This window comes from Actinoplanes sp. NPDC051475, from assembly GCF_040689425.1.
Lineage (GTDB): Bacteria > Actinomycetota > Actinomycetes > Mycobacteriales > Micromonosporaceae > Actinoplanes.
In genome coordinates, this window is the sequence record NZ_JBFAZZ010000016.1 from 130,783 (window position 1) to 156,349 (window position 25,567).

The 25,567-nt window shown below is 71.5% G+C and carries 24 protein-coding genes; 13 read left to right on the plus strand and 11 right to left on the minus strand.

The annotated features are described in order from the left end of the window. Positions 1-121 precede the first annotated feature (121 nt). Positions 122-1,294 (plus strand): cytochrome P450, encoded by a 1,173-nt coding sequence (locus AB0368_RS29465; RefSeq protein ID WP_366157258.1) that lies wholly within the window; start codon positions 122-124, stop codon positions 1,292-1,294. A gap of 11 nt (positions 1,295-1,305) precedes the next feature. Here AB0368_RS29465 and AB0368_RS29470 read toward each other — a convergent pair whose 3' ends face one another. The 5 genes from AB0368_RS29470 to AB0368_RS29490 all read right to left on the minus strand — a co-directional run bounded on the left by AB0368_RS29470 (position 1,306) and on the right by AB0368_RS29490 (position 6,272). Beyond that, positions 1,306-1,698: a hypothetical protein gene (locus tag AB0368_RS29470; protein ID WP_366157259.1), complete on the minus strand. Its 393-nt coding sequence runs from the start codon at positions 1,696-1,698 to the stop codon at positions 1,306-1,308. Next, positions 1,695-2,882, minus strand: coding sequence for an MAB_1171c family putative transporter (locus AB0368_RS29475; protein WP_366157260.1), 1,188 nt, complete (start codon positions 2,880-2,882; stop codon positions 1,695-1,697). The genes AB0368_RS29470 and AB0368_RS29475 overlap by 4 nt, the downstream gene beginning before the upstream one ends. Positions 2,883-2,891: 9 nt before the next feature. Further along, positions 2,892-3,407 carry a hypothetical protein gene (locus tag AB0368_RS29480; protein ID WP_366157261.1) on the minus strand — a complete coding sequence of 172 codons (516 nt, stop codon included), beginning with the start codon at positions 3,405-3,407 and terminating at the stop codon, positions 2,892-2,894. A gap of 69 nt (positions 3,408-3,476) precedes the next feature. Continuing rightward, entirely contained in the window at positions 3,477-3,950 is a 474-nt protein-coding gene (locus tag AB0368_RS29485) for a hypothetical protein (protein WP_366157333.1), read from the minus strand. A 390-nt stretch (positions 3,951-4,340) separates the two neighbouring features. After that, a complete protein-coding gene (locus AB0368_RS29490) occupies positions 4,341-6,272 on the minus strand; it encodes an MFS transporter (RefSeq protein WP_366157262.1) in 1,932 nt (643 codons plus the stop codon). Positions 6,273-6,452: 180 nt separating this feature from the next. Between AB0368_RS29490 and AB0368_RS29495 the strand changes: the two genes are divergently transcribed. From AB0368_RS29495 to AB0368_RS29505, 3 genes are read left to right on the plus strand one after another with little or no spacing between them, the layout of a single operon-like run. Then, complete coding sequence (locus AB0368_RS29495) at positions 6,453-6,884, plus strand: universal stress protein (RefSeq protein WP_366157263.1); 432 nt, start codon at positions 6,453-6,455, stop codon at positions 6,882-6,884. Between the two features lie 45 nt (positions 6,885-6,929). After that, the gene (locus AB0368_RS29500) at positions 6,930-7,271 is read left to right on the plus strand and encodes a PadR family transcriptional regulator (RefSeq protein ID WP_366157264.1); all 342 of its coding nucleotides are present in this window, start codon (positions 6,930-6,932) and stop codon (positions 7,269-7,271) included. Further along, positions 7,268-8,299 carry a hypothetical protein gene (locus tag AB0368_RS29505; RefSeq protein WP_366157265.1) on the plus strand — a complete coding sequence of 344 codons (1,032 nt, stop codon included), beginning with the start codon at positions 7,268-7,270 and terminating at the stop codon, positions 8,297-8,299. The genes AB0368_RS29500 and AB0368_RS29505 overlap by 4 nt, the downstream gene beginning before the upstream one ends. A gap of 18 nt (positions 8,300-8,317) precedes the next feature. Here AB0368_RS29505 and AB0368_RS29510 read toward each other — a convergent pair whose 3' ends face one another. Beyond that, positions 8,318-9,349: a LacI family DNA-binding transcriptional regulator gene (locus AB0368_RS29510; RefSeq protein ID WP_366157266.1), complete on the minus strand. Its 1,032-nt coding sequence runs from the start codon at positions 9,347-9,349 to the stop codon at positions 8,318-8,320. A gap of 179 nt (positions 9,350-9,528) precedes the next feature. On the opposite strand from AB0368_RS29510, the gene AB0368_RS29515 reads away from it, so the two are divergent. The 9 genes from AB0368_RS29515 to AB0368_RS29555 all read left to right on the plus strand — a co-directional run bounded on the left by AB0368_RS29515 (position 9,529) and on the right by AB0368_RS29555 (position 19,128). Further along, entirely contained in the window at positions 9,529-10,866 is a 1,338-nt protein-coding gene (locus tag AB0368_RS29515; protein ID WP_366157267.1) for a Gfo/Idh/MocA family oxidoreductase, read from the plus strand. A gap of 53 nt (positions 10,867-10,919) precedes the next feature. Continuing rightward, the gene (locus tag AB0368_RS29520; RefSeq protein ID WP_366157268.1) at positions 10,920-11,984 is read left to right on the plus strand and encodes a substrate-binding domain-containing protein; all 1,065 of its coding nucleotides are present in this window, start codon (positions 10,920-10,922) and stop codon (positions 11,982-11,984) included. Positions 11,985-11,989: 5 nt separating this feature from the next. Further along, positions 11,990-13,492: a sugar ABC transporter ATP-binding protein gene (locus AB0368_RS29525; protein WP_366157269.1), complete on the plus strand. Its 1,503-nt coding sequence runs from the start codon at positions 11,990-11,992 to the stop codon at positions 13,490-13,492. Then, on the plus strand, positions 13,489-14,562 hold the full coding sequence (locus AB0368_RS29530; RefSeq protein ID WP_366157270.1) for an ABC transporter permease: 1,074 nt from the start codon (positions 13,489-13,491) through the stop codon (positions 14,560-14,562). The genes AB0368_RS29525 and AB0368_RS29530 overlap by 4 nt, the downstream gene beginning before the upstream one ends. 40 nt (positions 14,563-14,602) lie before the next feature. Then, positions 14,603-15,574, plus strand: coding sequence for a sugar phosphate isomerase/epimerase family protein (locus AB0368_RS29535; RefSeq protein WP_366157271.1), 972 nt, complete (start codon positions 14,603-14,605; stop codon positions 15,572-15,574). Further along, entirely contained in the window at positions 15,571-16,578 is a 1,008-nt protein-coding gene (locus tag AB0368_RS29540; RefSeq protein WP_366157272.1) for a PfkB family carbohydrate kinase, read from the plus strand. The genes AB0368_RS29535 and AB0368_RS29540 overlap by 4 nt, the downstream gene beginning before the upstream one ends. A 2-nt stretch (positions 16,579-16,580) precedes the next feature. After that, positions 16,581-17,498, plus strand: coding sequence for an NAD(P)-dependent oxidoreductase (locus tag AB0368_RS29545; RefSeq protein WP_366157273.1), 918 nt, complete (start codon positions 16,581-16,583; stop codon positions 17,496-17,498). A gap of 7 nt (positions 17,499-17,505) precedes the next feature. Continuing rightward, positions 17,506-18,411, plus strand: a complete 906-nt coding sequence (locus AB0368_RS29550) for an amidohydrolase family protein (RefSeq protein WP_366157274.1) — start codon at positions 17,506-17,508, stop codon at positions 18,409-18,411. 96 nt (positions 18,412-18,507) lie between these two features. Then, on the plus strand, positions 18,508-19,128 hold the full coding sequence (locus AB0368_RS29555) for a response regulator transcription factor (protein WP_366157275.1): 621 nt from the start codon (positions 18,508-18,510) through the stop codon (positions 19,126-19,128). On the opposite strand, the gene AB0368_RS29560 is transcribed toward AB0368_RS29555, so the two are convergent. The 5 genes from AB0368_RS29560 to lanKC form a co-directional block, all read right to left on the minus strand. Then, positions 19,024-20,844 carry an ATP-binding cassette domain-containing protein gene (locus AB0368_RS29560; protein WP_366157276.1) on the minus strand — a complete coding sequence of 607 codons (1,821 nt, stop codon included), beginning with the start codon at positions 20,842-20,844 and terminating at the stop codon, positions 19,024-19,026. The genes AB0368_RS29555 and AB0368_RS29560 overlap by 105 nt on opposite strands. Then, positions 20,841-22,472 carry an ABC transporter ATP-binding protein gene (locus tag AB0368_RS29565; protein WP_366157277.1) on the minus strand — a complete coding sequence of 544 codons (1,632 nt, stop codon included), beginning with the start codon at positions 22,470-22,472 and terminating at the stop codon, positions 20,841-20,843. The genes AB0368_RS29560 and AB0368_RS29565 overlap by 4 nt, the downstream gene beginning before the upstream one ends. Before the next feature lie 82 nt (positions 22,473-22,554). After that, positions 22,555-22,674, minus strand: coding sequence for a SapB/AmfS family lanthipeptide (locus tag AB0368_RS29570; RefSeq protein ID WP_366157278.1), 120 nt, complete (start codon positions 22,672-22,674; stop codon positions 22,555-22,557). 61 nt (positions 22,675-22,735) lie between these two features. Beyond that, positions 22,736-22,855: a SapB/AmfS family lanthipeptide gene (locus tag AB0368_RS29575; RefSeq protein ID WP_366157279.1), complete on the minus strand. Its 120-nt coding sequence runs from the start codon at positions 22,853-22,855 to the stop codon at positions 22,736-22,738. A gap of 6 nt (positions 22,856-22,861) precedes the next feature. Further along, positions 22,862-25,444 (minus strand): class III lanthionine synthetase LanKC, encoded by a 2,583-nt coding sequence (lanKC, locus tag AB0368_RS29580; protein ID WP_366157280.1) that lies wholly within the window; start codon positions 25,442-25,444, stop codon positions 22,862-22,864. Positions 25,445-25,567 lie beyond the last annotated feature (123 nt).

Here is a 25,567-nt window from a genome sequence, read left to right on the forward strand (position 1 = left end):
GGGGCCGGGTGGCGGATCGGCGCCGGTTGTGGTTGCATCTGGATCGAAGGTCGGGCATCTCCCCCCGTGGATGCCCGACCTTTCTTCATGAGCGGGGAGCCGGACAGGAGGGTGTCACGCGATGACCACGGTGTCCCTGCCGATCTCCGAGGACTTCCTCGACGACCCGTACCCGCTCTATCGCCGGCTCCGGGAGACGGCCCCGGCCTGCCGCGTGGAGTTGCCCGACGGGGCGCCGGCCTGGCTGGTGACGCGGTACGCGGACGTCCGCACGCTGTTGGCCGATCCCCGGCTGTCGGTGGACAAGAGCAACGGCAACGGCAGCTGGCGGGGCTTCTCGCTGCCGCCGGCGCTGGACGCGAACCTGCTGAACATGGACCCGCCCGACCACACCCGGATCCGCAAGCTGGTGTCGCAGGCGTTCACCCCGCGCCGGGTGGAGAACCTTCGCCCGCGGATCCAGGAGACCGCCGACGCCCTGCTGGACGCGGTCGCGGGAAACGGCGAGGCGGAACTCGTCCGCGACTACGCCGGCCCCCTTCCCGTGGCGGTCATCTCCGACCTGCTGGGCGTTCCGGAGGCGGACCGGCACGAGTTCCGGTCCTGGACCGACGCGATGGTCAGCCCGCCGAAGGGGGACCGTGCCGCGGCGGCGCGGGCCGTGGGCACCATCCACGCGTACCTTGCGGATCTGCTCGCGGCCAAGCGCTCCGACCCGGCCGACGACCTGCTCTCCGCCCTGATCGCGGCGCGCGACGACGGGGACCGGCTGACCGAGGACGAGCTGACGTCCCTGGCGTTCCTGCTGCTGTTCGCGGGCTACGAGAACACCGTGCATGCCATCGGTACGGGACTGTTCACGCTCCTCCGCCGGTCCGCGTTCCCGCTCGACCCGGCGCAGCTGGGCTCGACCGTCGAGGAGCTGCTGCGCTTCGAACCGCCCGCTCCCGTGGTCCTGCGGCGCTTCCCGACCGAGGACATCGAGATCGCCGGCGTGGTCGTGCCCCGCGGCGAGACCGTGCTCCTCGTCGTGGGTGCGGCGAACCGTGATCCCGAGGCCTTTCCCGCGCCCGACGAGGTGCAGCCGGGACGCTCCGGCGCGCACCTCACCTTCGGCCACGGCGTCCACTACTGCCTGGCGGCACCCCTGGCCCGCATCGAGCTGGAGATCGCCATCGGCACGGTGGCGCGCCGCTTTCCGCGGATGCGGCTGGCGGTGCCGGCCGGCGAGGTCCGCTGGCGGCCGTCCTACCGCACCCGCGGCCTCGTCGCCCTGCCGGTGACCCTGGGCTGAATCACCGCGGGTCAGAAGCGGACCCCTCCGTGCCGGTACCCGCTCAGCGTCTCGGCGGTCTTGGCTACCAGCGCGGCGCCCAGGTCGACCCCCAGATACTCGGACAGCTCCAGGGTCCGGATCAGGATGTCGGCCAGCTCCAGGCTCAGGGCGTCGTCCGGGCGGCGCGCGGCCGGGTCCAGATCCAGCGAGCGGCTGCGGATCTCCTGCAGCGCCTCGCTCACCTCGCTGTGCAGCAGGGCCATCCTGGTCGCCGCGACATAGGCGCGCCCGGCCGGGTGGGCCGCCGCGACGTCGTCGGACCCCGAGAACAGGTCGATGCTGCGGGCGTACGCGTGGGCGCTGCGCTGGGCGTCCGGCAGCAGCGCGGCCAACGCCTCGATGTGCCGCAGGGCCTCGTTCACCGTGCCACCCCCGCTCCCGTCGCGGCCGCGGGCATGTCCACGCCGGACGGTCTCAGCTTCCGGGCGATGCGCAGCAGCTGGGCCGTCTCCTCCGCGATGTCCGTGCCGCCCTGCGGGTCGGCGGTGTAGAGCTCGGCCGGCTTCTCGTCCCGCGCCTTGGCCCGGACCGCCGCGACGAGCACCGCCGCGTGGACCGCGTCCTCCTGGCCCGGCCCGTCGGACCGCACAGCCGCTTCGCGCGCGACCCGGGCGTCGAAGTAGGGCCGGAGCGCGAGCCAGCCGTCCCGGATCTCCACGACCCGCCGGACCAGCCGGTATTCGACGTCGCGGACGGAGCCACGGTGCGCGTGCTCGGGGTCGAGGGCGATCTCCGGCGTGGCCTCGTACAGGATCTTCCAGAGCGGATAGAGCTTCCGGTACGTCCGCAGCCGCTGCACCCACGCACGGCCGGCGGACACCCGCGGCCCCCACGACGGGATGGTGAAGCCGATCAGCATGAGCACGCAGCCCGGGCCGGTGAGCAGTGGCGACATCTGCTCCTGCACCTCCGCCGGGAACGGTTCGTAACCGGCGTTGCGGGCCGCCACGTAGAAGCCCTTCTCGAGGCAGTAGGCGAGGCCGAAGACGGCGCCGTAGCTGACCAGCCGCAGCCCGATGCGCAGGAACGGTTGCCGGGTGAGCCCCGTGAAGCGCCACGACAGGCGCAGGATGTCGACCAGCGCGACCACGAAGTAGCCGAGATACACCAGCATGTACGCGGCCATGTAGGGCGCGTTGCCGTACCGGGCGGTGAAATCGCTGGTGAGCGACACGTCGAGGGGTGCCAGCACGAAGAACACGGCCATCGCCACCACCGCCGTGGCCACGGCGGATAGCCGGATCCAGGTGCTCCGGGCCGCCGGGCGCTCGACGGTCCAGTGCAGGAGAAGCATCTGCACCGACACCGCGAAGCCGATGATGCCGTAGTGGGCGATCAGGCGGGCCAGGTTGGGCACGCCGACGAGCGCGTCGAAGCGTACGTAGACGAACGGCGTGTTCACCAGCGGAGCCCAGGCGAGGCACGCGAGCATGGCCACGAGGGCACGCCGGGTGGGACTGCGCGGGTCACGGAGCAGGGGCGGAATCTTGTACGCCAGCGCGATCAGGGCGAGGAGCGCCACGACCGGGTAGATCACCTTCGACACGGGCTCACCTTACGGATCGATCAACGTGTGGTGCAGGCGGCCGAGCACCGGCGACGAGGCGGGATCCTCCCGCGGCGTCTCCCGGGAACGGCTGAGGACGAACCGGCGCAGCAGCAGCGAGGCGATCATCTCGGCTTCCTTCTCCTCGACCTCGCTGTAGTTGGTGCGGCCGAGCACGGCCTGCACCAGCGACGGATCGAGGTTGGGCAGCAGCAGCCGGGACGCCTCGGCGTCGAGGACGGGAGCGGTCAGGTGACCACAGATCAGATGGCCGAGCTCGTGCCGGATGATGTGCTCCTGGTGCAGCCGGCTGGTGTTGGCCTCATAGAAGATGGCGTCGAATCGGTCGGTGCGCACGGCGAGCCCGCACGGGCTGTCGGCCGGCAGGCTCTCGCCGAGAAGGTGGATCGGCCGGCCCTGGCGTTCGGCGATCACGTCGCACAGATCCTGGACGCCCAGGGCGTCCGGAAGGTCGAGTTCCGCGAGGATCGCCTCGCATCTCCTACGTATCCCTCGGTCCGCCATGTCTCCGCCCTCCCCGTGGGCATGATGTCAGCCATCGACCACCTTGGACACCCCGTTCCCGCCCGGCCGTCATCCCCGGCCGTCCTCGTCCAGTCCCTCCAGCTTCCGGCAGCGGTCGACGACCTGCTCGATGAGGCGGGTGCTGTCGTCCGAGAGGCCCTGCTGGCGCAGGACCCGGCGCAGCGCCACCTGTTGGAGCTTCATCTGCCGGAGCTCGGTGAGCAGATCGATCTGCTCCTGGACCCGCCGGGTGATCCGGCTGTCCACGAAGAAGGCCGGATCGACCCCGAACGCCTGGGCCAGCGCCTTGACGTGCGAGGTACGCGGGTCGGTGGTGATGCCGCGCCGCATCTCGCCGACGTACGCGGCGCTGATCGTAACGCCGGTCCCGTCGCGCTCGGCCGCCACATTGATCTTGTTGGCGATCTCCTTGGTGGTGTACCTGCGGCCGGTCTCCTCGTGCGGCCCGAGCTCGTCGCCGGTGGGGCGTACCCGGTCGAAGAGGAACTCCAGCTTGTCCGCCAGGGTCTCGAGGTGCGGCATGTCGCGCCCCGCGGACCCCGTCTGGTCTCCCGTCACCAGTCCTCCTAGATGGACATCGAATAAACGGCTGTATCACACATCACCGGAGGGCGATACGCTCGTTGACAGTGGCGCCGCTCGAGAGCGTATAGTCACCGACAGCAAGCAACATGCGTGGTCCAATGCAGAATCTAGAGCAACAGCTGTGTTCTGGACCAACGCGCCACCCCACGGGGACTAAGGGGCACGGCGATGACAGCCGCGGGCCTTAGGGGGCGGCAACCGGCAGGAGCAATCCTGTCGGTTGCCCGGCGCCTCACGAAGAAACCCCCACCGAAGCCGTCCACGAAACGTGGACGACGCCGGCGGGGGTCACCGTTTCCGGGCCCGGCTCAGGGTCGGGGCGGGACGTCACCGAGGCGGCGGCCCGGCCTCCGGACCGGTGTCGGCGCCGGCGACTTCGGGCCGGTTCCCGCCGCCCTGTCCGGCGAAGACCCGATCCTCGTCCAGCGCCGACGTCTGCACGACCAGCACATCGCAGACGGCGTTGCGCACGACGCCGGCGGGCACCGACCCCAGCAGCTGACCCTCGCTCGCACCCAGTCCCCGGTTGCCGACGACGATGAGGTTCGCCGGGTTGTTGCCGACCGCGTCGAGCAGCGCCTGCGCCGGGTCCCCGGCCACCAGCCGTTGATCGATGAAGCGCGCCCGCTCCTGGGTCAGCCCGGTGACCGACTTCTGCAGGGCTTCGCGGGCGGCGTCGACGCCGTACAGGTCACGGTGCACGCCTGCGGCCGCGCCCGGAGACGCGCTCTCGCCGCCCTCCCGGTAGGCCGTGATCACGACCAGCCGCGCCTGGGCGGCCTGCGCCACCTCGGCGGCGCGGTCCACGGCGTACAGGCTGGTGGGCGTGCCGTCCGAGCCGACCACGACCCGGTCGTAGACGGTGATGCTGCGCCTGCTGCCGAGCGGCACGATCGGCGACTCGTCCGCCTCGTCGGGCGGGTTGACCCACAGCATCGCGAGGGCCCCGATGCCCAGCAGGACCCCGGCGAGCATGATCGCGTTGCTGCCCTTGCCGTCCAGGAGGTGCTGGAAGATCCAGCCGAACGTGACCGTCTGGATCAGCATCGGCACCACGATCATCATGTTCAGGATGCCCATGTAGACGCCGGTGCGCTTGGCCGGGACCATGCTGGCCACCATCAGGTACGGCACGCCGACCGCACTCGCCCAGAAGATGCCCACGCCGATCATCGGGAGCAGCGCCACGTACTGGTTGTCGATGCGGGACAGCCAGACGAGCGACAGCGCCGCGAGGCCGAGGGCGACCGCGTGCACCCGCTTGGCGCCGATCCGCCGGGCGAAGCCCACCAGGAAGAGCGCGGACACCATGGTGACGAAGTTGTAGGCGGCGTTCTCCAGACCGCTCCACCCGATCGCCTCCTCCCAGGCCGGCCCGCCTTCCTCCGGCGTGGCGCCGAACACCGTCTGACCGAGGCTGACCGCCACGAACTGCCAGTAGATGAACATCGCGTACCACTGGAAGAGGAACACCACGCCGATCTTGTGCATGGCGACCGGCATGGACCGGACGGCGTCCGCGATCTCGCGGACGGCGTGCTGCAGACCCTTCGGCGTGGCGCGCATCTCCGCGATCTCATCGTCCGAGGGGGTCAGTTCCCTGGTACGAGCCATCGCGGTAAGCACGGTCAGCAGGATGCAGACCGTGCCGATCATGAAGCACACGTACATCCAGTAGGGCACCCCGTTGCCGGCGGTCCGCTGCAGCGGCGACACCTTCTCCAGGATGAACAGCGACAGGTTCGCCAGCACCGCGCCGGCCCCGGTGAACATGCTCTGGGTCAGAAAGCCGCGCGCCAGCTGGGATTTCGGCAGCCGGTCGGAGATGAACGCCCGGTACGGCTCCATCGAGGTGTTGTTGCCGGCGTCGAGCAGCCAGAAGCAGACCACGGCCAGCCACAGGATGCCGACGAACGGGAACAGGAAGAGGATCACCGCGCAGAGCAGCGCTCCGGCCGTGATGAACGGGCGGCGCCGGCCCCAGCGTGGATGCCAGGTCCGGTCGCTGATCGCCCCGATCAGCGGCTGGATGAGCAGGCCGGTGACCGGGCCCGCCAGGTTGAGGATCGGGAGCTGGTCGGGTTTGGCCCCGATCAGCAGGAAGAGCGGGTTCACCGCGGACTGGGTGAGGCCGAAGCTGAACTGGACCCCGAAGAAGCCGAGGTTCATCATCAGCAGGGCGGAGCCGGACATCAGCGGCTTGCGCTCCACCTGGCCGGCCTCGGGCGAGACGGTTGCGGCATTCGTGGTGGTGGTCATGGGACCCCCTTCGGCCGACGCAATCAAAGTGCGACCATCGATGCGAAGCTAAGCCCGCTGTGACCAGCTCGCAACTGGAAGCGACGACCAGCGTGAATACTCGCTGAACCGCACGAATGGCGGCCGGCCAAGATCTCGACCACTCTGGAGGGCACCGGCTGCCAAGGAGAGGAGACGACGGTGAGCGAATGGCAGACCATCGTGGTCGGCGTCGACGGATCGCCCGGGAGCCGCAAGGCACTGACCTGGGCCGCCGCCGAGGCGGCAGAGCATCGAGCCGATCTGGTGGTGGTGAACGTGTGGGAGCACACGCTGCTGCCGCCGGCGGGCAGTATCAGCGTGTCGGAGCGGTACGTGCCGGACCCCAGCCAGCGCACCGCCGACGACCTTCTGCAGGTCATCAAGGAGGAGCTCGGCGAGGAACCACCGGTGCTGGTGCGGCCGGTGGTCAAACAGGGCACCCCGGCGAAGGTGCTGATCGACGAGTCGTCCGGCGCCGATCTCCTGGTGGTGGGGCAGCGCGGTCACGGGGGCTTCGCAGGGCTGGTGCTCGGCTCGGTCAGCCAGCACGTGTCGGCGTACGCGAAGTGCACGGTGACCGTGGTCCGCTGATATCGGGTCTTGCGCAATACTCTGCCGTGCATGATATTAGGTAGCGTGGCAACCAAGGCGATGATCGAGCAGGCGTTCTTCATCCTGACCTCACTCGTGGATACCCCGCGGCACGGCTACGGGATCATGGGAGATGTCGAGGAGCTGTCCGGGGGCAGGGTCGTGCTCAAGGTGGGCACCCTCTACGGGATGCTCGACCGGCTGGTGGCCGACGGCCTGGTCGAGCTCGACCGGGAGGAGCCGCACAACGGCCGGCTGCGGCGCTACTTCCGGCTCACCGACGACGGCCTCGCCGCGTTGACGGCCGAGGTGGACCGCCATCGCGCCAACGCGACCGCCGCGAGCCGCCGCCTGGCCGCGACCCGTCCGGCGGAGGGGATCGCATGACCAGCCTGCTGGAGGAGCGTTACCGCCGGGCGCTCCAGCTGCTCCCCCGCTCGTACCGTGACAAGTGGGCGGACGACATGACGGCCACGTTCCTGGAGCGGGCGTACCGGTCCCGGCCCGACGATCTCGAGGGTGTCGACATCTCGAGCCCCCGCTGGCCCGAGGTGGCCAGCATCGCCGTGCTGGCGGTACGCCTGCGGCTGGGCGGCGAGCCCGGCTACGTCGCGTGGGGCGAGGCCGTACGCCGCATCGCGCTGATCGGCCTGCTGGCCCACACGGTGTTCGCCCTGACCGGGGTGGTGCTGGGCATCTGGTCCGTGGAACAGCTGCCGGGCCTGCCCGAGCCGGCGCAGGGCTTCACCAGCTGGTGGCAGGCGCTGTGGAGCATGTCGAGCCTGCTGTGGCTGCCCGCCTACCTGGCCGCGCTCCACGGTCACCGGCGCGCGGCCCGGGTCCTGGCGGTGGTGGCCTTCGCCCCGGTGCTGGTGGGAGGACTGACCCGCCTGTACGCCGACCACGGCGCGAACGCCACCTGGCAGCTCTCCTGGCTCGCCTTCGACGCGTTGCCGCTGCTCGCCCTGGTCGCGTTCCACTCCGACGCCCCGCCGGTCCGGCTGCGGCCCTGGCTGGTCGCCCTGCCCGCCGGCGTCGCGGTGCTGACCGGCGTCGAACTGCTGATCTTCCACTTCCCGGACCAGTTCCTGCTGGCGTCCGTCATGGCCGGCGGCACGGGTCTGTGGTGCGCCGGGCTGACGATCGCGGGAATCGCCGCACTGACCCGGGCGGGCCGCGCGTCGACCTGGCCGCTGACCCTGGCGCTGCTGACTCCCCCGGTGCTCGCCCTCCACGCGGTGCTGCTCCTCGACACCATCGGCCTCGACGCGCCGACGCAGGAGTACGTCGTGCCGGGACGCGCGGGGCTCGGGCAGTGCGTCGTCCTGCTGATCGTGGGATCGGCCCTGGCGGCGGTCTCCGTGCGGCACGGGCGCGTCGCCCCGCCGGCCGCCGCCGGCGAGGTCGCGCCCTAGTACACCCAGCTGAGCTGGTCAGGCCGGGGCGGCGGGGGGCGGGGCGCAGCTCGAGCGCTGGATGAATTCGGCGTTGACCCTGATGTGCCTGGGGCGTTCGGTGAGTGCGCCCTTCATCCGGCCGGTGGCGAGCTCGACCGAGTGCAGCGCGAGCATGTCGATCGGTTGCCGGATGACCGAGAGCGACGGAGAGACCAGGTCGGTCCAGGGGTTGTCGTCGAACACGATCAGGCTGAGATCGTCCGGTACGGCGATCGACGACTGCTTGATGCGGTGCAGGGCGCTGCGAACCTGGGCGGTGTTGCCGACGATCAACCCCGTGGGGGGAGCGGGCAGGTCGAGGAGAGCCCCCACCGCGTCACTTCCGGAGTCGCCACGAAACGGAACGGCGCAGATGAGGCGGTCGTCGACGTCCACCCCCGCTCGGGTCATGGCCCTGCGGAAGCCGATGACACGGTCGCGGCCGGTGGAGGTCGACAGCGGGCCCGAGATGAACGCGATCCGCCGATGGCCCAGCTCGAGCAGGTGCTGGGTGGCCGTCTCGGCCGACCGTTCGTTGCCGATCGCGACGACGTCGGCCTCGGGCAGTTCGTCGATCTCGCGGTCGACGAAGACGACGTGGACGCCGAGCTCGATGAGCCGAGTCCACTTGTCGAGGTTGCCGCCGGTGGGGGTTGCGATGACGGCACCGGCGGAGCGGCCGATGAGCGCATCGACGGACTCCGCCTCGAGGTGCGCGTCCTCCTGGGTGGTGAGCAGGACGACCTGGACGCCACGAGCCCTCGCCTCCCAGGCCACCCGGTCGGCCAGCCGTGCGAAGAACGGGTTCGCAAGGTCGGTGAGCATCAGGCCGATGGTGGTGAACGAACGCTGCTGAAGCTCGCGTGCCGCCGCGCGAGGGCGGTAGCCGAGCCGCTCGATCGCGTCGACCACCTTCGACCTGGTGTGCGGGGCGACCGGGCCACTGCCCTCGTTCAGCACGCGGGACACAACGGCGACCGACACGCCCGCTTCCCGCGCGACGTCGCGGATCGTGGCTGGCTTTCGCACCGGCAGTCTCCCTGTGTTGTCCACAGCCTACAGATGGTGAACGCGGTATTTACCGAGGCCATCGCGCGCTGGTACAAAACTGTAACCGTTTCCACGCACCTCTGCGACACATCGGCGAGCCGCCGGCCGGCCCGGATCGCCCTTCGTCGCCCTGGTACCCCACGAACGTGGAGGTGACCGTGAATCTTCATGCGGCGCTCCAGCAGCGCGAACGCGACGACAGGCCCATCCGCGTCGGCCTCATCGGCGCCGGCCGGTACGGCACGATGTACCTGGCCCAGGCGCGCAACATCCCCGGCATCCACGTAGTCGGCATCGCCGACACCAACGTCGAACGGGCGAAGGGCGCCCTCGAGCTGGTCGGCTGGCCGGCGGAGGCGGTCGCCGCCGACGTCGACGCGGCCGTCGCGGACCGCACGACGGCGGTTCTGCCGAACGCGGCCCCGCTGTTCGACGCCGATCTCGACATCGTCGTCGAGGCGACCGGGAACCCCATCGTCGGCGTCGACCACGCCCTGCGCGCCATCGGTACGGGCAAGCACATCGTCATGGTGACGGTCGAGGCCGACGCGTTGGCCGGCCCTGCGCTCGCCCGCCGCGCCGAGCAGGCCGGCGTCGTCTACTCCATGGCGTACGGCGACCAGCCGGCGTTGATCATGGAGCTGGTCGACTGGGCCCGCGCGTCCGGATTCGACGTCGCCTGCGCCGGCAAGGGCGCCAAGTACCTCGAGCACTACCACGAGATGAATCCCGACAACGTCTGGGACAACTGGGAGTTCTCCAAGGAGCTCACCGACTCGGGCCAGCTCAATCCGTACATGCACACGTCGTTCCGGGACGGCACCAAGGCGGCGATCGAGATGGCCGCGGTCGCGAACGCGGCCGGGCTCATCCCCTCCGACGAGGGCCTCACTTTTACCCCGGGCAACGTGGAGGAGATTGCCACGATCTGCCGCCCGGCCGCGGTCGGCGGGGTGCTCGCCGGCGAGGGCTCGGTCGAGGTCATGTCGAGTGTGACCCGCGACGGGACGCCGATCCCGTTCAACACCCAGGAGGGCGTGTTCGTCGTCGTCAAGGCGACGAACGCGTACGTGTCCGGCTGTTTCACCGAGTACCCCTGGCACCCCGACCCGACCGGGCAGTACGCGGCGCTCTACCGCCCCTACCACTACGTCGGCCTCGAGCTGAACATCTCGATCGCCAACGCCGTGCTGCGCGGTACGGCCACCGGTTCACCGAAGGGCTTCTACGGCGACGTCGTCGCAACGGCCAAGAAGGACCTCACCGCCGGTGAGCTCCTCGACGGCGAAGGCGGCTACACCGTGTGGGGCAAGCTCGTGTCCGCCGGCACTTCGGTCCGCAGGCGACTGCTGCCCGTCGCTCTCGCCCATCACGTCCCGCTCAAGAACGACGTGCCCAAGGGGCGCAGCGTCAGCTGGGACGACGTCGTCATCGACGAGTCCCTCGCCACCGCACTGGAGCTGCGCCGGGAAACCGAGGCGCTCGTCCGGAAGTGACATCCGGCTCGAACCGATCACCGCATGACTCACCCCTCCCGAGAGGCACGACCATGAACAGACGACTGCGCCCGCTCGCGGTCCTTGCGACGGCTGCCGCGGCATTCCTCCCGCTGGGCGCCTGCACCGCGACCCCCGGGGGAGATTCCGCCGCCGATTCAGGATCTTCGGCCACCATCGCCTCGCTCGTGAAGGCCGGCCAGCAGACCGACATCGCCGAGGTGGAGAAGTCCCTCGGCGCGCCGACGGTCAAGCCGGACACCAAACTCTGCTACGTCACGCGCACCCTGGCCAACGAGTTCTGGGGCTTCGAACGCACCGGCTTCGAAGCGGAGGCCAAGAAGCTCAATGTCGCCTCCCAGACGTTCGCCGTGAACGACGAGGCGTCGATCACCGAGCAGCTGGACAAGGCGCAGAGCGCGATGAATCAGGGCTGCTCCGCCATCCTCGCCTCGCCGATCTCCGCGACCGCCCTGGACAGCGTGTTCACCGCGGCCCTGGCCAAGGGCATCCCGGCCATCGTGCTCAACGATGCGAAGGGCACCGTTCCCGGTGTGGTCTACGTCGGACCCGACGCCGAGACCATCGGGCTGACCGCCGCCGACTACATCGCCACCAAGCTGCCGGACGGCGGCAAGGTCGCGCAGATCGAAGGCGATCCGGGCTCGTCGAACGCGCTCAACCGCGGCAAGGGTTTCACGGCGGGCGTCGCCAAGCACCCGAACCTCAAGCTCGTCGCGGCCCAGACGGCGAAGTGGGACACCAACCAGGCGCAGACCATCGCGACCGCCATGCTCACCGCCAACCCCGACATCAAGGCGTTCTACTCCCAGAACGACACCATGGCGCTCGGGGTGCAGGCCGCGGTCGACGCGAAGGGCCTGACCGGCAAGGTGATCATCGTGGGCACCGACGGCATCCCGCAGGCCAAGAAGAAGATAGCCGACGGTGGCAGCTACACCGCGACGGTCAGCGAACGGCCGAGCACCGAAGGCGCTGCCGGCGTGAAGACGGCCCTCTGGCTGCTCGACGGCAAGACGGTGCCCGCGTGGGTCGACGTGCCGGCCTTCATCATCGACAAGGACAACGTGGCGAAGTACCCCACCGGGATGCCCTGATGGTCATGAACCCTGCCCTCCTTGAGATCAGCAACGTCGCCAAGTCGTTCCCGGGCGTACGCGCCCTCGACGACGTGAGCTTCACCCTCCGTCACGGGGAAGTCCTCACCCTCGCCGGCGAGAACGGCGCGGGCAAGAGCACCCTGCTCGGCATCCTCGGTGGATCCCTCGCCCCGGACGGCGGCTCGGTGAGTGTCGACGGCGTCCGGCGCAGCGAGTATTCGCCGCGTCAGGCGCTCGCCGAAGGAGTGATGATCGCGCACCAGGAGCCGGCCATCGTTCCCCAGCTCACGGTCGAGCAGAACCTCCTGCTCGGCAAGACCGCGGCCCAGCGGCGGGCGTCGGCGTCGGCGGTCCACGGCGCGCTCGCCGACGTGTCCGCGATGGGCTTCCCGCTCGAGCGCGGCACTCGGCTCTCCCGGCTGAGCCCGGCCCAGCGGCACGCACTCACCATCGCCAAGGCGTTCGCCTCCGGCGCGAAGATCGTGGCGCTCGACGAGCCGACCACGTCGATGCTCGAGCACAACGTGGCGGCCGTGCTCGACCGGGTGCGCCACCTCGCGCACGAGCGCGACATCGGCGTCATCTTCGTGTCCCACAAGATGCCCGAGGTGATGTCGGTGTCCGACCGCGTCGTCGTGCTCCGTGACGGCCGCGTCGGGTACGAGTCGCCGATCGCCGACACGACCACCGAGGAGATCGTGCGCAACATGGTCGGCCGTGAGCTGCTCGGCTTCCGGCGCGCTCATCCGGCGCGGGCGGACGCCCCGGTGCTGTTCACCGCGACCGGGGTGACCCGGCCGGACAGCCCCGTCAGCAACGACATCGCCGTACGAGCGGGCGAGGTCGTCGGGATCGCCGGGCTGGTCGGCTCCGGCCGCACCGAGTTTCTCCGTGCGCTCGTGCACGCCGATCCGGGCTGCCACGGGTCGCTCGCCATCGACGGGCGACCGGTGCGCTTCCACAGCCCGAACGGCAGCAGAGACGCCGGCATCGCGTTCATCCCGGAGGACCGCAAGCGCCAGGGGCTGGCGCTGCAGATGCCCGCGTACGCCAACATCGCGCTGACCGCGGCACCGGACCTCGTCGGCCGAGGCCCGATGATCAACGTGCGCCGCCAGGTCGCGGTGTCGGCCGAGCTCGGCAGGTCGCTGGGGCTGAGGCCGGCGAACGTCCGGCTGCGCGCCCGCCAGTTCTCCGGCGGCAACCAGCAGAAGCTCGTCATCGCCAAGTGGCTGCGCCGCGGTTCCCGGGTCTTCCTGTTCGACGAGCCCACCAAGGGCGTCGACGTCGGCGGCAAGGCCGAGATCTACGGCCTCATCGACGAGCTCGCCGCCGCCGGCAACGCCATCGTCGTCGTGTCGTCCGACCTGCCCGAGATCATCTCGGTGAGCGACCGTGTGCTCGTCATGCGCAACGGCCGGTTCCTCTCCGAGCACGTCGGCGACGACATCAACGAACACAGCCTCGTGGCCAGCGCCATGGGCATCGCGAAGGGAACACCATGAGCTCGGACACCGCCGCCGTGCGCCGATCGCGGCGTCCCCACATCGACATGCAAGCGCTCGCCATCTTCATCGCCGCCGCGGCCATCTTCATCATCCTCGGCGTGCTGAACTCCAACTTCCTGACGATCGGCAACCTGCGCGACGTTCTCGTGTCGGCGTGCGTCAACGCGCTCATCGGCATCGGCCTGACCTTCGTCATCATCACCGGCGGCATCGACCTGTCCGTCGGATCGATCGCCAGCCTGGTCGGCATCGTCTCGGCGAACCTGATGGTCAACAGCGGCGTCGGCGCGATCCCGGCGCTGCTCGTCGGCATGGCGCTGGGATTCGCGGCCGGCGTCGTCAACGGCCTCCTGATCACGCTGCTCAAGCTGCCACCGTTCATCGCGACGCTCGGCACGATGAGCGTCTACCAGGGCCTCGCGTACGTCGCCACCGACGGCAAGCCGGTCTACAACGTGCCGCAGGACTTCGTGCTGTTGCTCAACAGCTACCTCGGCGGTGTGCCGATCGTCGTGGTGGTGGTCGTAGTCGCCGCAGTACTCGCCTGGCTGCTGCTGCGGCGCACCGTGTTCGGCCAGAACGTCATCGCGACGGGTGGCAGCGAGGAGACCGCATGGCTCTCCGGCGTCCGCGTCGCCCGCGTCAAGATCCTCGTCTACGCGCTCTCCGGCATGCTGGCAGCCCTCGCCGGCCTGGTCATCGTCGCCCGCATCAGCGCAGCCCAGTCGTCCGCCGGCGCCCCCTACCTGCTCACCGCGATCGCCGCCGCCGTCATCGGCGGGGCGAACCTGATGGGCGGTGAGGGCCGCATCGCCGGCACCCTCGTCGGCGCACTCATCCTCGGCGCCCTCACCAACGGCCTCACCCTGCTGAACGTGCCCAGCTTCTACGAGCAGATCGTCGTCGGACTCGTCGTGGTGATCGCCGTCGCCATCGATCAGGGCAGCAAGGGCGACTGGTGGGGTCTGCGACGCGGTGGTCGCCGCAATCGCTCCGAACCTGCCCCGGCGGCCCCGCCACCCGCCGGCACCACTGACAAGTCCGTCGGCTCACGGGCGAGCCGCTGAGCACCGTGCTCACTCACGCGTTCTTCCCGAGAAAGCAGGCATGACGATGACGCCAGCGCAGCCGCACTTCGCGACCCGGCTCAACTCCTTCGCTCTCGGCGGCGGGGTCGCGCACCCGAAGACCAGGACCCCGACGCTGGACCTCGTCGAGATCGCCGGCACCGTCGCAGGGCTCACGGCGCTCGAGGTCAACTACCCCGAGCACTTCGTGGACACCACACCCGCCGAGCTGTCCGCCGCGATCAAGAACGCCGGCCTGGTCAACACCGGGATCCAGGTCCGGTGGCCGGCCGCGGAGTTCTCCGACGGCGGCTTCACCCACCCCTCCGCGGAGGTACGGACAGCCGCGGCCCAGATCGCCAAGGACGCGGTCGACGTGTGCCGCGAGATGGGCTCGGACCACGTCATCCTGTGGCCGGCGCACGACGGCTACGAGTACCCCTTCCAGATGGACTACCGCTCCGCGTGGGAACACCTCGTCGAGTGCTACGGCGAGGTCGCCGACCATGCCGGGGACATCACGGTGAGCATCGAGTACAAGCCCGCGGAGCCGCGCGCCCGGACCCTGCTGTCGACGACCGGCAGCGTCCTGGCACTCATCGCCGAAACGGGCCGCGACAACCTTGCGGTGACCCTCGACATCGCCCACATGCTGATGGCCCACGAGAATCCGGCACAGTCCATCGCTGTGTGCCTGGCCCAGGGACGCCTCAAGGGCCTGCAGCTCAACGACGGATGGGGCGCCGCGGACGACGGCCTCGCCACCGGATCGGTGAACCTCGTGCAGACGCTGGAGGCCTGCTTCTACCTGCTGCGCGACGGGTACGCGGGCACGTACTACTTCGACACCGACCCGGTGCGCGAGAACCCCGTCCGTGAATGCGAGACGAACATCGCGCGTACCAAGCAGCTGCTCGCCATCGCCCGGCGGCTTGCGGATGGCGGCCGGGTGCCCAACCCCGACGCGATGGAAGGCGCCACCGTGTGGTGGGACGCCTTGGTGCGGCAATGACAGCCGGGCCGCCCATCGATTTCGGCCCGCACTCCGGTCCGGCCGTCTGCGTCGTCGGCAGTCTCAACGCCGACCTCATCGCCTACGAGTCCGACAACCGGATACCCGGCGCCTACAACGTCGGACGGCGCTTCGAGCTGGGCGCCGGCGGCAAGGGGCTCAACGTCGCGATGAGCGTCGCGGCCACAGGTCTGCCCTCCTACCTGGTGGGTCGCGTCGGCGACGACATGTTCGGACGGTTCATCCTGGCGGCGCTCACCGAGGGCCACGTCCACGCGGACTTCGTCCGCACCGACCCCACGGCGGGCACCGGCATCGGCCACGTACGGGTGAACGCCCGACGCGATTACGACACCTGCGTGGTGCCCGGGGCCAACTACAACGTCGGCGCCGGCGACACCACCTCGGCCCTCGACCGCCGGAGCGATTTCTCGCACGTGGTGATGCAGTTCGAGATCCCGCTGGACACAGTGGCCGACGCGGCCCGCCGCTTCCGGGCGGCGGGCTCGCAGGTGGTCGTGAACTTCTCCCCCGTCACCGCCGGCGCACGCGTGGTGCTGCCGCACACCGATGTCCTGGTGCTCAACGAGGCCGAGGCGGCGGCGCTGTGGCAGCAGGTGGCCGGCGCGGACGGGGCGGCGCCCGGCCTCGAGGCGACGACGGACGTGCTGCGCCGCAGCGACGGCGGTCCCCGGGACGTCGTGGTGACGCTCGGCGACCGAGGGCTGTTCGGCATGTCCCGCACCGGCGAGGTCCGGCAGTACCGTGCCCACGCGGTGTCGGCGGTCAACGCGGTCGGCGCCGGCGACTCGTTCCTGGCGATGCTCGTGTCACGACTCGCGCAGGGCGAGCCGTTCCTGGACGGGCTGACCGCGGCCGGCGCCGCCGGCGCTCTGGCGTGCAGCCGACGCGAGTCCTGGCTGAGCCGCGACGACGCGCCGCTGCTCAACGATATGGTGCAGAACCACAGCATCCTCGTCCGGCCCGATGCCCGTCGAGCCTGAGGATGAGCGCCTCTGCGGCATCGTCCGCCGGCACGCCGGACGTCGCGGTGCTCGGCCTGGGGCGGATGGGCGAGCCCATCGCCCGGCGCCTCCTGACGGCCCTCGGATCGCTGACCGTGTGGAACAGGACATCGGCCAAGGCAGCGGCCCTCCACGCGGCCGGCGCACGGGTAGCGGCCACCCCGGCCGCGGCTGCCGCCCCGTTCACTCTGACCGTCCTCACGGACCTGGCGGACGTCGAAGATGTGCTCGATGGTCAGAACGGGCTGATCGCGGGGTGGGCCGCCGCCGGCTTGCAGCGGCCTGTCCTGGTCGTGCACGGCACCGTGTCACCCGTCGGCGTCGCCACGCTGGCCCGGCGGCTCGCCGGGGACGGCATCGACGTCATCGATGCGCCCCTCAGCGGCGGCGTCGCCGGCGCCGAGTCCGGGGCCCTCAGCGTCATGGTGGGCGGCGCCGACGACGCCGTCGATCGCGCCTGGCCGGTGCTCTCGCTCGTCGGTTCCACGGTCGGGCACCTCGGCCCGAGCGGCGCGGGGGAAACCGCCAAGGCCTGCAACCAGGTCGTCGTCGCCGCAACCGTCACCGCACTGGCCGAGGCCCTCGTGCTGGCCGACGCCGACGGCATCGACCGCGAACAGCTGCTGGACCTGCTCGGCGGCGGACTCGCCGACTCCGAGGTGCTCCGCCAGAAGCGGCACCGATGGCTCACCGGCGACTTCCAGGGCGGCGGGAGCGTGGCCAACCAGCTCAAGGACCTCCGGTTCGTCGCCGAGGCGGCAACGGCACGGGGACTCACCCTGCCGGTCGCGGCCACGCTGCGGACCGTGTTCGAGCACGCGGTCGCCGACGGGGACGGCGATCTCGACCACGCCGGCGTCGAGCTGTCCCTGTTCCGGCATGCGACCGATCGGCGGTGACACAGGGATGCTCGACCTCGACGTGATCGACGCCCACCACCACCTCTGCCACCTCAGCGCCGCGTCCTACCCGTGGCTGGAAGGCCCGCGTGTCACCCGCTACCACGGCGACGACGTCCCGCTCCGGCGCGACTATCTCCTCGACGACTATCGGGCCGACGCGGCCCAACTCGACGCGCTCGGTGCCCAGCTCGCCGGATCCGTCCACGTGGAGAACGGCGCCGCCGACCCCCTGTGGGAGAGCCGATGGATCGACACCCTCATCACCGGCAACGACATCCCCAGCGTGCAGGTGGTCAAAGTGGACCTCAGCGCACCGGATGCGCTGACGATGCTCACCCTGCACGCCGCGCTACCTTCGGTCCGCGGAGTCCGCGACATCCTGAACTGGCATCCCGATCCTGTCTACACGCACCGCGACCGGGCAGATCTCCTCACCGACCCCGCCTGGCTCGCCGGGCTCGCAGCGCTGCGGCGGTTCGCATTCTCGTTCGACCTGCAGGTCTTCCCCGGCCAACTGCGACAGGCAGCCGATCTCGCGGCCGACAACGCGGACATCGCGATCGTCCTCGACCACGCCGGCATGCCCATCGACCGGGACCCGGCCGCGCTCGATCGATGGAGGCGTGACCTGACCGCCGTCGCGGCCCGGCCGAACACCACCGTCAAGATCTCCGCGCTCGGTACCAGCGACCACACCTGGACCACCGACAGCATCCGGCGTGTCGTCCTCGACACCATCGACGCCTTCGGACCGTCCCGGTGCATGTTCGCCAGCAACTTCCCTGTCGACGGCCTCTATTCGACCTTCGGAAGACTCTTCGCGGCATTCGACGCGATCACGGCCGGGTTCGACGGAACCGAGCGGACAGATCTCTTCGCCGGCACCGCCAGGCGGTTCTATCGCATATGACCTCCGGGCAACCCCTCCGGAGGGACAGATTCGTTGACCTCTATCCGACGGTCAACGCGGTGGCGCACCGTGTTCGCGCCGTGGCATCGTGTGGGCGTGCCGAAGGCCGGGTCCTCCCCCATCCGCATCGCGATCGTGCAGGAGGCCCCGCTCTACCGGGGTGCGCTGGCCGCCGCGTTGCGCGCGGAGTCCGATCTGGAGGTCGTCGCCGAGCTGGCGGCGTGGCGCGATGCCACCGCGCTGCCCCTGCCGCCCGATCTCACCGTGCTCGACCCCGGGGACGACGATCCCCTCCTGGTCGCCGCGGCGGTCTGCACCGCCGTACCGGAGATCCGGGTGCTGATCCTGATGGACGCCGACCGCACCGACGTCCTCGCACGGATCGCGCCGGAGGACCTGGGCCGGGTGGGTTTCGTGACGAGGCGCGCCTCGCTGGGCCATCTGCTGTCCGCGGTGCGCAGCCTGGCGCACGGCAGCTCGGTGATCGACCCGGAGCTGGTGGTCTGGCTGCTGGGGCAGCCGGAGAACCCGCTGACCGGCCGGGAACGGGAGGTGCTGGCACTGGCCGCCCAAGGGCTCCCGGCGGTCGAGATCGCCCGGAAGCTGGCGCTCTCACCGGGCACCGTCCGCAACCGCCTGAGCCGGATCACCGCCAAGGTCGGCGCGCAGAGCCGGGCGGACGCCGTCGAGCGGGCCCGCCGCGCCGGGTGGCTCTGAGCCCGACGCCGTCCAGTATCCGGTCATCTCCCGGTATCGCGGGCTGGCCGCCTGCAGACTCCGGTGGTCGCCGAGGAGCGGACCGTCCGGGTCGAGCAGCAGCACCCGGGACGCGCGTACGGCCGAGCTGATCCGGTGCGCGATCACCACGAGCGGGCCGCGTTCCGCGAAGGCGTCCTCCACGCGTTGCTCAGCCGCGGGATCGAGGTGGCAGGTGGCCTCGTCCAGCACCGCCACCGGCGCGGGGGCCAGGTAGGCGCGGACCAGCGTCAGCAGCTGGCGCTCGCCGGCGGACAGATCGCCGGGACACAGGTACGCCGGCAGACCGCCGAGCCGGGTCAGCAGCGGGCCCGCGCCGAGCCGGGCGGCCGCGGCGAGCAGCTCCCGGTCGCCGGCGGCCGGGTTCAGGTAACGCAGGTTGTCCGCGACGCTTCCGGGGAAGATGTACGCCTCCTGCGGGATCAGCACCCGGCACCGGGCCCGGGCGGCCGGGTCGAGGTCCGCGACCGGGATACCGCCGTAGCGGACCGTGCCCCGTTCCGGGCGCAGCGTGCCGCAGAGCAGGCCGGCCAGTGTGGACTTGCCGACTCCGCTGGGCCCCACCACGGCGAGATGCTCCCCGGGTCCCACGGCCAGGTCGACATCCTCGAGGACCGGACGCGCGGCGGCGCCGTAGCGAAACGTGACCTCGCACAGCTCCAGGCGAGCCGGGTGGGGCGCCGCGGCGGCCGCCGGCCGCTCGGCGGCGGGCTCGGACGCGGCGCGGCGCAGCAGGCGGTCCAGCGTGACGACGAACCGCAGGCCGGCTTTGCCGACCGTGGTGACGAACAGGTCCAGGGCCGGCACGAGGATCTGCGCGAGGTAGGTGAGCACTCCGATCAGCGCGCCGGTGCTGATGCCGGCGCCGAGGAGCCGCCCGGTCCCGGCCAGGACCGCCACCAGCGGCAGCCAGCCACCGACCACGACGGTGAGCGACCGCACCGCGGCGAGCCGGGCCAGCGCCCGTTCCGCCCGGGCCTGGGCTGCTACGGCCTCGTCGACGTACCCGGCGGCGCGCTCGCCCGCGCGGCAGGCCGCCACGTCCCGGGCCGCGCCGGCCGCCGCGGCCGCCCGGTCGGCGAGCCGCTCCCCCGCAGCCAGGTAGTCGTGCTGCCACCGGACACCGAGCCGCAGCGCCACTGCGAACAAGGCGAGGGCGGCGAGGAGCGGCGGTGCGATCAGCGGCAGCAGCGGGGCCGCCAGGGACGCCGTGCCCATCAGCGCTGCGAGGACCGTGACCACGAAGCCCCGGGAGACCAGCACCAGGCCGGCGAACGCGTCGCGTACCGTCTCCACCTGGTTCGTCAGCCGGGCCACCGCGCCCTCGGGCGCGACGTCCGGGCCGGGCCGGGCGGCGGCGCGCAGCGAGGCGGTAACCACGCGGGTGACCAGGTCGTCGCGGAACGGCTCGACGACCCCGGCGACCGCGTGGTTCGCCCGCCGGGCGCCCCACGACCCGGCCACGGCGGCGACGACGAGCAGGCCGAGCCAGGCGGTGCCGGTCCACGGGCGGTCGCGGAGGAAGCCCTGATCGACCGCGTGCGCCACGACGAGTCCGGATAGCATCGCGGGCGCGGACTCCGGCACGGACCACGCCACCAGCCGCCACACGTCCCTGCGGCGGCGACGCAGCACCGCCGCCGACTCGCGGGCCACGGTCCGCAGTGCGCCGGTCATGACCGGCTCCCGAAGATGGCGCGGTAGTCCGGATCCGTCCACAGTTGCCGGTGCGGCGCGACGGCGCGCACCCGGCCACCGTCCAGCCACACCACGGTCGCGCACTGCGCGGCGGTGCCGGTGCGATGCGCCACGATCAGATGGGTACGCCCCCCGCCGGTGAGCAGGCTCAGAATCTCCGCCTCGGTCGCGGTGTCGAGGCTGGACGTGGCGTCGTCGAGCACCAGCAGACGACGGGCGTGCCAGGCGCGGGCCAGTCCGAGCCGCTGGGCCTCCCCGCCGGACAGTGGGGCCTCGGCCAGCGCGGTCGCGGCACCGTGCGGTAGCCGGGAGACGAACGTGTCGGCGCACGCGGCCCGCAGCACGGCGGCCACCGCGGCGGCGTCCGGCCGGTCGTGTGCCAGCCCCACCGCGTCGGCGACCGTCGCACCGACCAGGGCCGGGCGTTCGAACGCGACGCCGATCTCCTCGCGGAGGGCGTCCTCGGACAGCTCGGTCAGCGGCACCCCGTCCAGGCACACCAGCCCCTCGTCCGGGTCGGCGAGGCGGGCGGCAAGCGCGGCGAACGTCGACTTGCCGGATCCCGAGCGTCCGACCACGGCGATCGGGCGGCCTCCCGGCAGCGTCAGGGTCACGCCGGTGAGGACCGGGACACCGCCCGCTGCGACGGTGACGTCCCGGAAGGTCAGGACGCCCGGTCCGCGCGGCAGCCGACGGTGGCCGTACCGGGGCACGGGGTGATCCAGGACCTCCGCGAGGCGGCGGGCGCCGGCGCGGGCTCTCGCCACCCGGCTGAAGCCGGCCACCAGGCCGCCGACGCCCGCTCCGAGCGCGCCGTACTGGATCGCGGCGAGCAGTTCGCCCGGGGTGAGGCTGCCGTCGGCCAGCAGCCAGCCACCGACGGCGACCACGGACAGGTGCACCATCGGACCGGCGAGCGCGCTCTGCCCGGCCGACCGGGCGAGCACGCGCCAGGTGCCGTGGCCCGCGGCGGACAGGTCCCCCAGCGGGTGCAGGCAGCGGCGGATCTCGGCCGGCACGGTCGCCGCGGCGGCGATGGTACGGCGCCCGGCGAGCGCGTCGGACAACCGCGCCGCGATCTCCGCCTGAGCCCGCTGATACCGGACGACGGTGTCGGAGGTGTCCCGCACGTGCCGCCGCAGCAGGCCGGTGACGGCCACCGCACCCGCCAGGTACCCGGCGACGAGCCACGGGTCCAGGTACGCCAGCGCGGCGACCGCACCGGCCACGGGGATCACGGCCACCACGGCGAGGACCACGGCCACCCCGCCCTGACCGGCCTCTGCCGCACTGGTGAGCACCCGGCTCACCACGTCGCCGGTGGCCTCCGGACGGCGCGCCCCCAGCGCCAGCGTGTGCCGTACCAGCCGGCTCCGCAGGTGCGCGGTGCGGTTCGCGGGTGCCAGTCCGGCGAGCAGGTCGCGTACCGGGTCGGCCACGGCCAGGACCCCGATCAGCGCCAGCGCCCACGCCAGGGCGCGGCCCGCGTCGCCGCCGGCGACGATCGCGTCCACGGTACGGCCGATCACCAGTGGGAGGGCGAGTTCCGCGGCGGCGGACAGGCCGGCCACGACGGCCAGCGGAACCAGTACGCGGTGCGCGGTCACGGCATCCCTCCCGGGGCATGGCGGCGCGCAGCCCCGGGCCGGCTCGTGACCGGACATCCGGGGCCGCGCGACACCGACGGCGTCAGTTACAGGTGGTGACGCTGAGCGAGCTGTCGCCGCACAGCAGCAGCGACGCGCGGCTGCCGCCGCCACCGCGCTGCTCGTTGGTCAGTTCCATGCCCTGAAGGTCCAGAAGCGCCATGACAGTTCTCCTTCACGAATCGATCTCACGGATACCGGTGTACGGATCGAACGGGTGGTGCTCAGTTGCAGGTGGTCACGCTGAGCGAGCTGTCGCCGCACAGCAGCAGCGAGGCGCGACTGCCGCCACCGTTACGCTGCTCGGTGGAGAGCTCCATGCCCTGCAGGTCCAGAAGTGCCATGTCCGTTCACCTCCCCTCGAAGTCGTCGTGGCCCACCCGCGCCGGGTGGGAGTCGAGGAGCGGCAGTGAGACGTGCCGCTCGTGCCGGGCCATGGCCAGCGCCAGCAGGACGCCGGCGGTGCCGGTGGCCAGGTCCATCGACAGCCGCAGCAACTGCTCGCCGGGGAAGGCCAGGCCGCCGCCGTACGGCAGGGCGTGCCACGCCAGCCGCCGCACCTGGCCGGAGACGTCCGGGTCCCCGCGCAGCGCCAGGTACGCGACGATGCCGGCGCGCCCCGCGAAGAGTCCGGGCTGGACGTACATCGGGGACCGGGCCGAGCGGGCGATCGCCTCGGACGCCTCGCGGAACTGCTCGTCCGCCCGGTGCCGCAGGTAGTGGTCGAGCACCAGCCCGATGCCGACGCTGCCCTCGGCCAGGTACGGCATGGTCCGCCAGCCCTCGTCGACCTCCAGCGAACCGTCCGGCCGGGTCACGCAGCGCCGCAGGTCCTGCCGCAGCGCGGTCGCCGCCAGGTCGAGGTGTTCGCGGTCGCCGGTGGCCTCGTACATCCGCAGGAAGAACAGCGCCACCCCGCTGGAGCCGCGGGTGAGCCCGGCGTGCGGGTGCCGCCCGCCGCTCGTCCCGGGCACGGAGTCGACATCGCCGAGCCGGTCGCGGGAGATGTCCGCGGCGCGCAACGCCGCGGCGCGCAACGCGGTCTCGCCGGTGCGGCCGGCCAGGTGCAGCAGGTTGAGGCCGATCCCGGCGACGCCGCCGGCCAGATCGGGCCCCAGGCCCTCCCATCCGGCGGCCAAGCAGCGTTCGACGAGGTCCAGGGCGGGCTGCCGATCGCCGAGATGATCCAGGACGTACGCGACGCCGTGCAGCCCGTCGAGGAATCCATGGCGGGGATCGAAGCCCGGGTCGGCGGCTCGTTTGAGCAGCCAGTCGCCGTGCTCGGCGGGGATGTCCACGCCCGACTCGGCCAGCGCGTAGAGCACTCCGGCGGCGCCGTACGCGATGCCCAGGCCGCCGACCCGGAACTGTTCGATGTCGCCCGGATACAGCCGGTCGGTGCGTTCCGGCGTGGCGCTGCCCAGGATGGCGCGCACGAGGGCGTCCCGGGCGCGGGGCCAGGCCTCCGGTTCGGGGTCGAAGACGGACCAGTCACGGGTGCCGACGGCCGCGACCCGCGCGGCGGACGGGCCCTCCACCACGGCGACCGCGTGGTCCAGCAGCTCACGCGGCACCGGGAAGTGCTCGGCGATGACGTCGGCGAGGTGCCGCACCTTGGCCAGGTCCAGGCGCAGCAACGGGGTCAGCGGCAGGAACAGCGCGATGGCGAGGCAGGCCAGGGCGTACTCGTCGACCGCCGCGCCGACCCGGTCGCGCGGCGCCGCGAACCCCTGGTTGCGCAGGCCCGGGCGGCGTTGGTCGGCTATCGGCGCGGCGACCTCGAAGTCGAGCAGGGCGATGCGCCCGTCCGGCCGCACCATGATGTTGAACATGTGCAGGTCGCCGTAGGCGATGCCGCGGTCGTGCAGGGCACGTACGGCCTGCTCCACCTGGCGGTGGATGCCCAGCGCCCATTCGGTGTAGTCGCCCAGCGCGGCGGCGTCCGCGTCCGGGTCGGTGAGCGGGTACTTCTGCACGATGAGGCGGTTCAGCGGTTCACCCTCGACGTACTCCAGGGCCAGGAACTCGTGCTCACCCAGCGGGAACCGGTCGTGCACCCGCGGCGTGACGCCGGCGTCGGCGACGCGGTCCAGCATTTCGTGCTCGCGGCGCAGCCGGGTGATCGCGTCGTCGCCGCGGCCGTCGAGCCCGGCGTACGGTCGCGCCTCCTTGAGGACCACCCGCTCGCCGGTGCGCTGGTCCTCTGCCGCGTAGAGGCCGCCGGCGTTGGAGTAGTGCAGGACCTGCGTGACCCGGTACGGCAGGTCGTTCGTGGTCACCGCGTTGCGGGCGTCGAGATGCGGCTGGAGGTACGTCGGCAGCTCCAGCCAGGACGGCAGGCTGAAGACCGCCTGCCGCCGGTCCGGCTCGAGCGTGCCGTCCGGCCCGCCCAGCGCGGGCACCAGGTCTCCGTCCTCGCCCACGCAGTACAGGTGGGCGAAGGCGCCGTAGCGGACGTGGAGCGGGCCGTCGCCCCAGCGCAGGTCGCTCAGAATGTACGGCCCGGGCTCGCCGGCCAGCAGCGCGCCGAGCTCGGTCAGGATGGTGTGCGCGCCGGCGTCGTCCAGCGGATAAATGGTGGCCAGCTTGCCGCTGGATGCGCGCGGCGAGTATTTCGAGTTGCGCATGAACAGCACCTGCCGAGACCGGAGGAATTTGAACGAAATGCCCCGTGGAACGCAGTAGTGCCAGATCGTGTCGACGATCCGCTGCGCGTTCTGCGGACAGCCCGAGGAATGGATCTTCCAGCCCTGCCGGGGCAGGCGCGCACCGTCGGGCCCGGCGATCAGCCAGTCCTCGTGGGCCCGGATCCGCCACCCTTCCGGCAGCGGCCGCCGGGCGGCAGGGAAGTCGCCGGCCGAGCGCTGCACGGTCGCCAGCGACTCGTAGAACAGCGGGTCGGCGGCGCAGTAGGCGTCGTATCGGCGGTCCATTCCGGCCTCCTTCATCGGTCCCCACCAATGCTGCCGAGGACGCGCTGGTCACGACAGTGGTCGATGTCAAAGGGTCCGGGAGACGGTTCACCGCGAATTGCTGACAAACGCAGCGTTTGACGG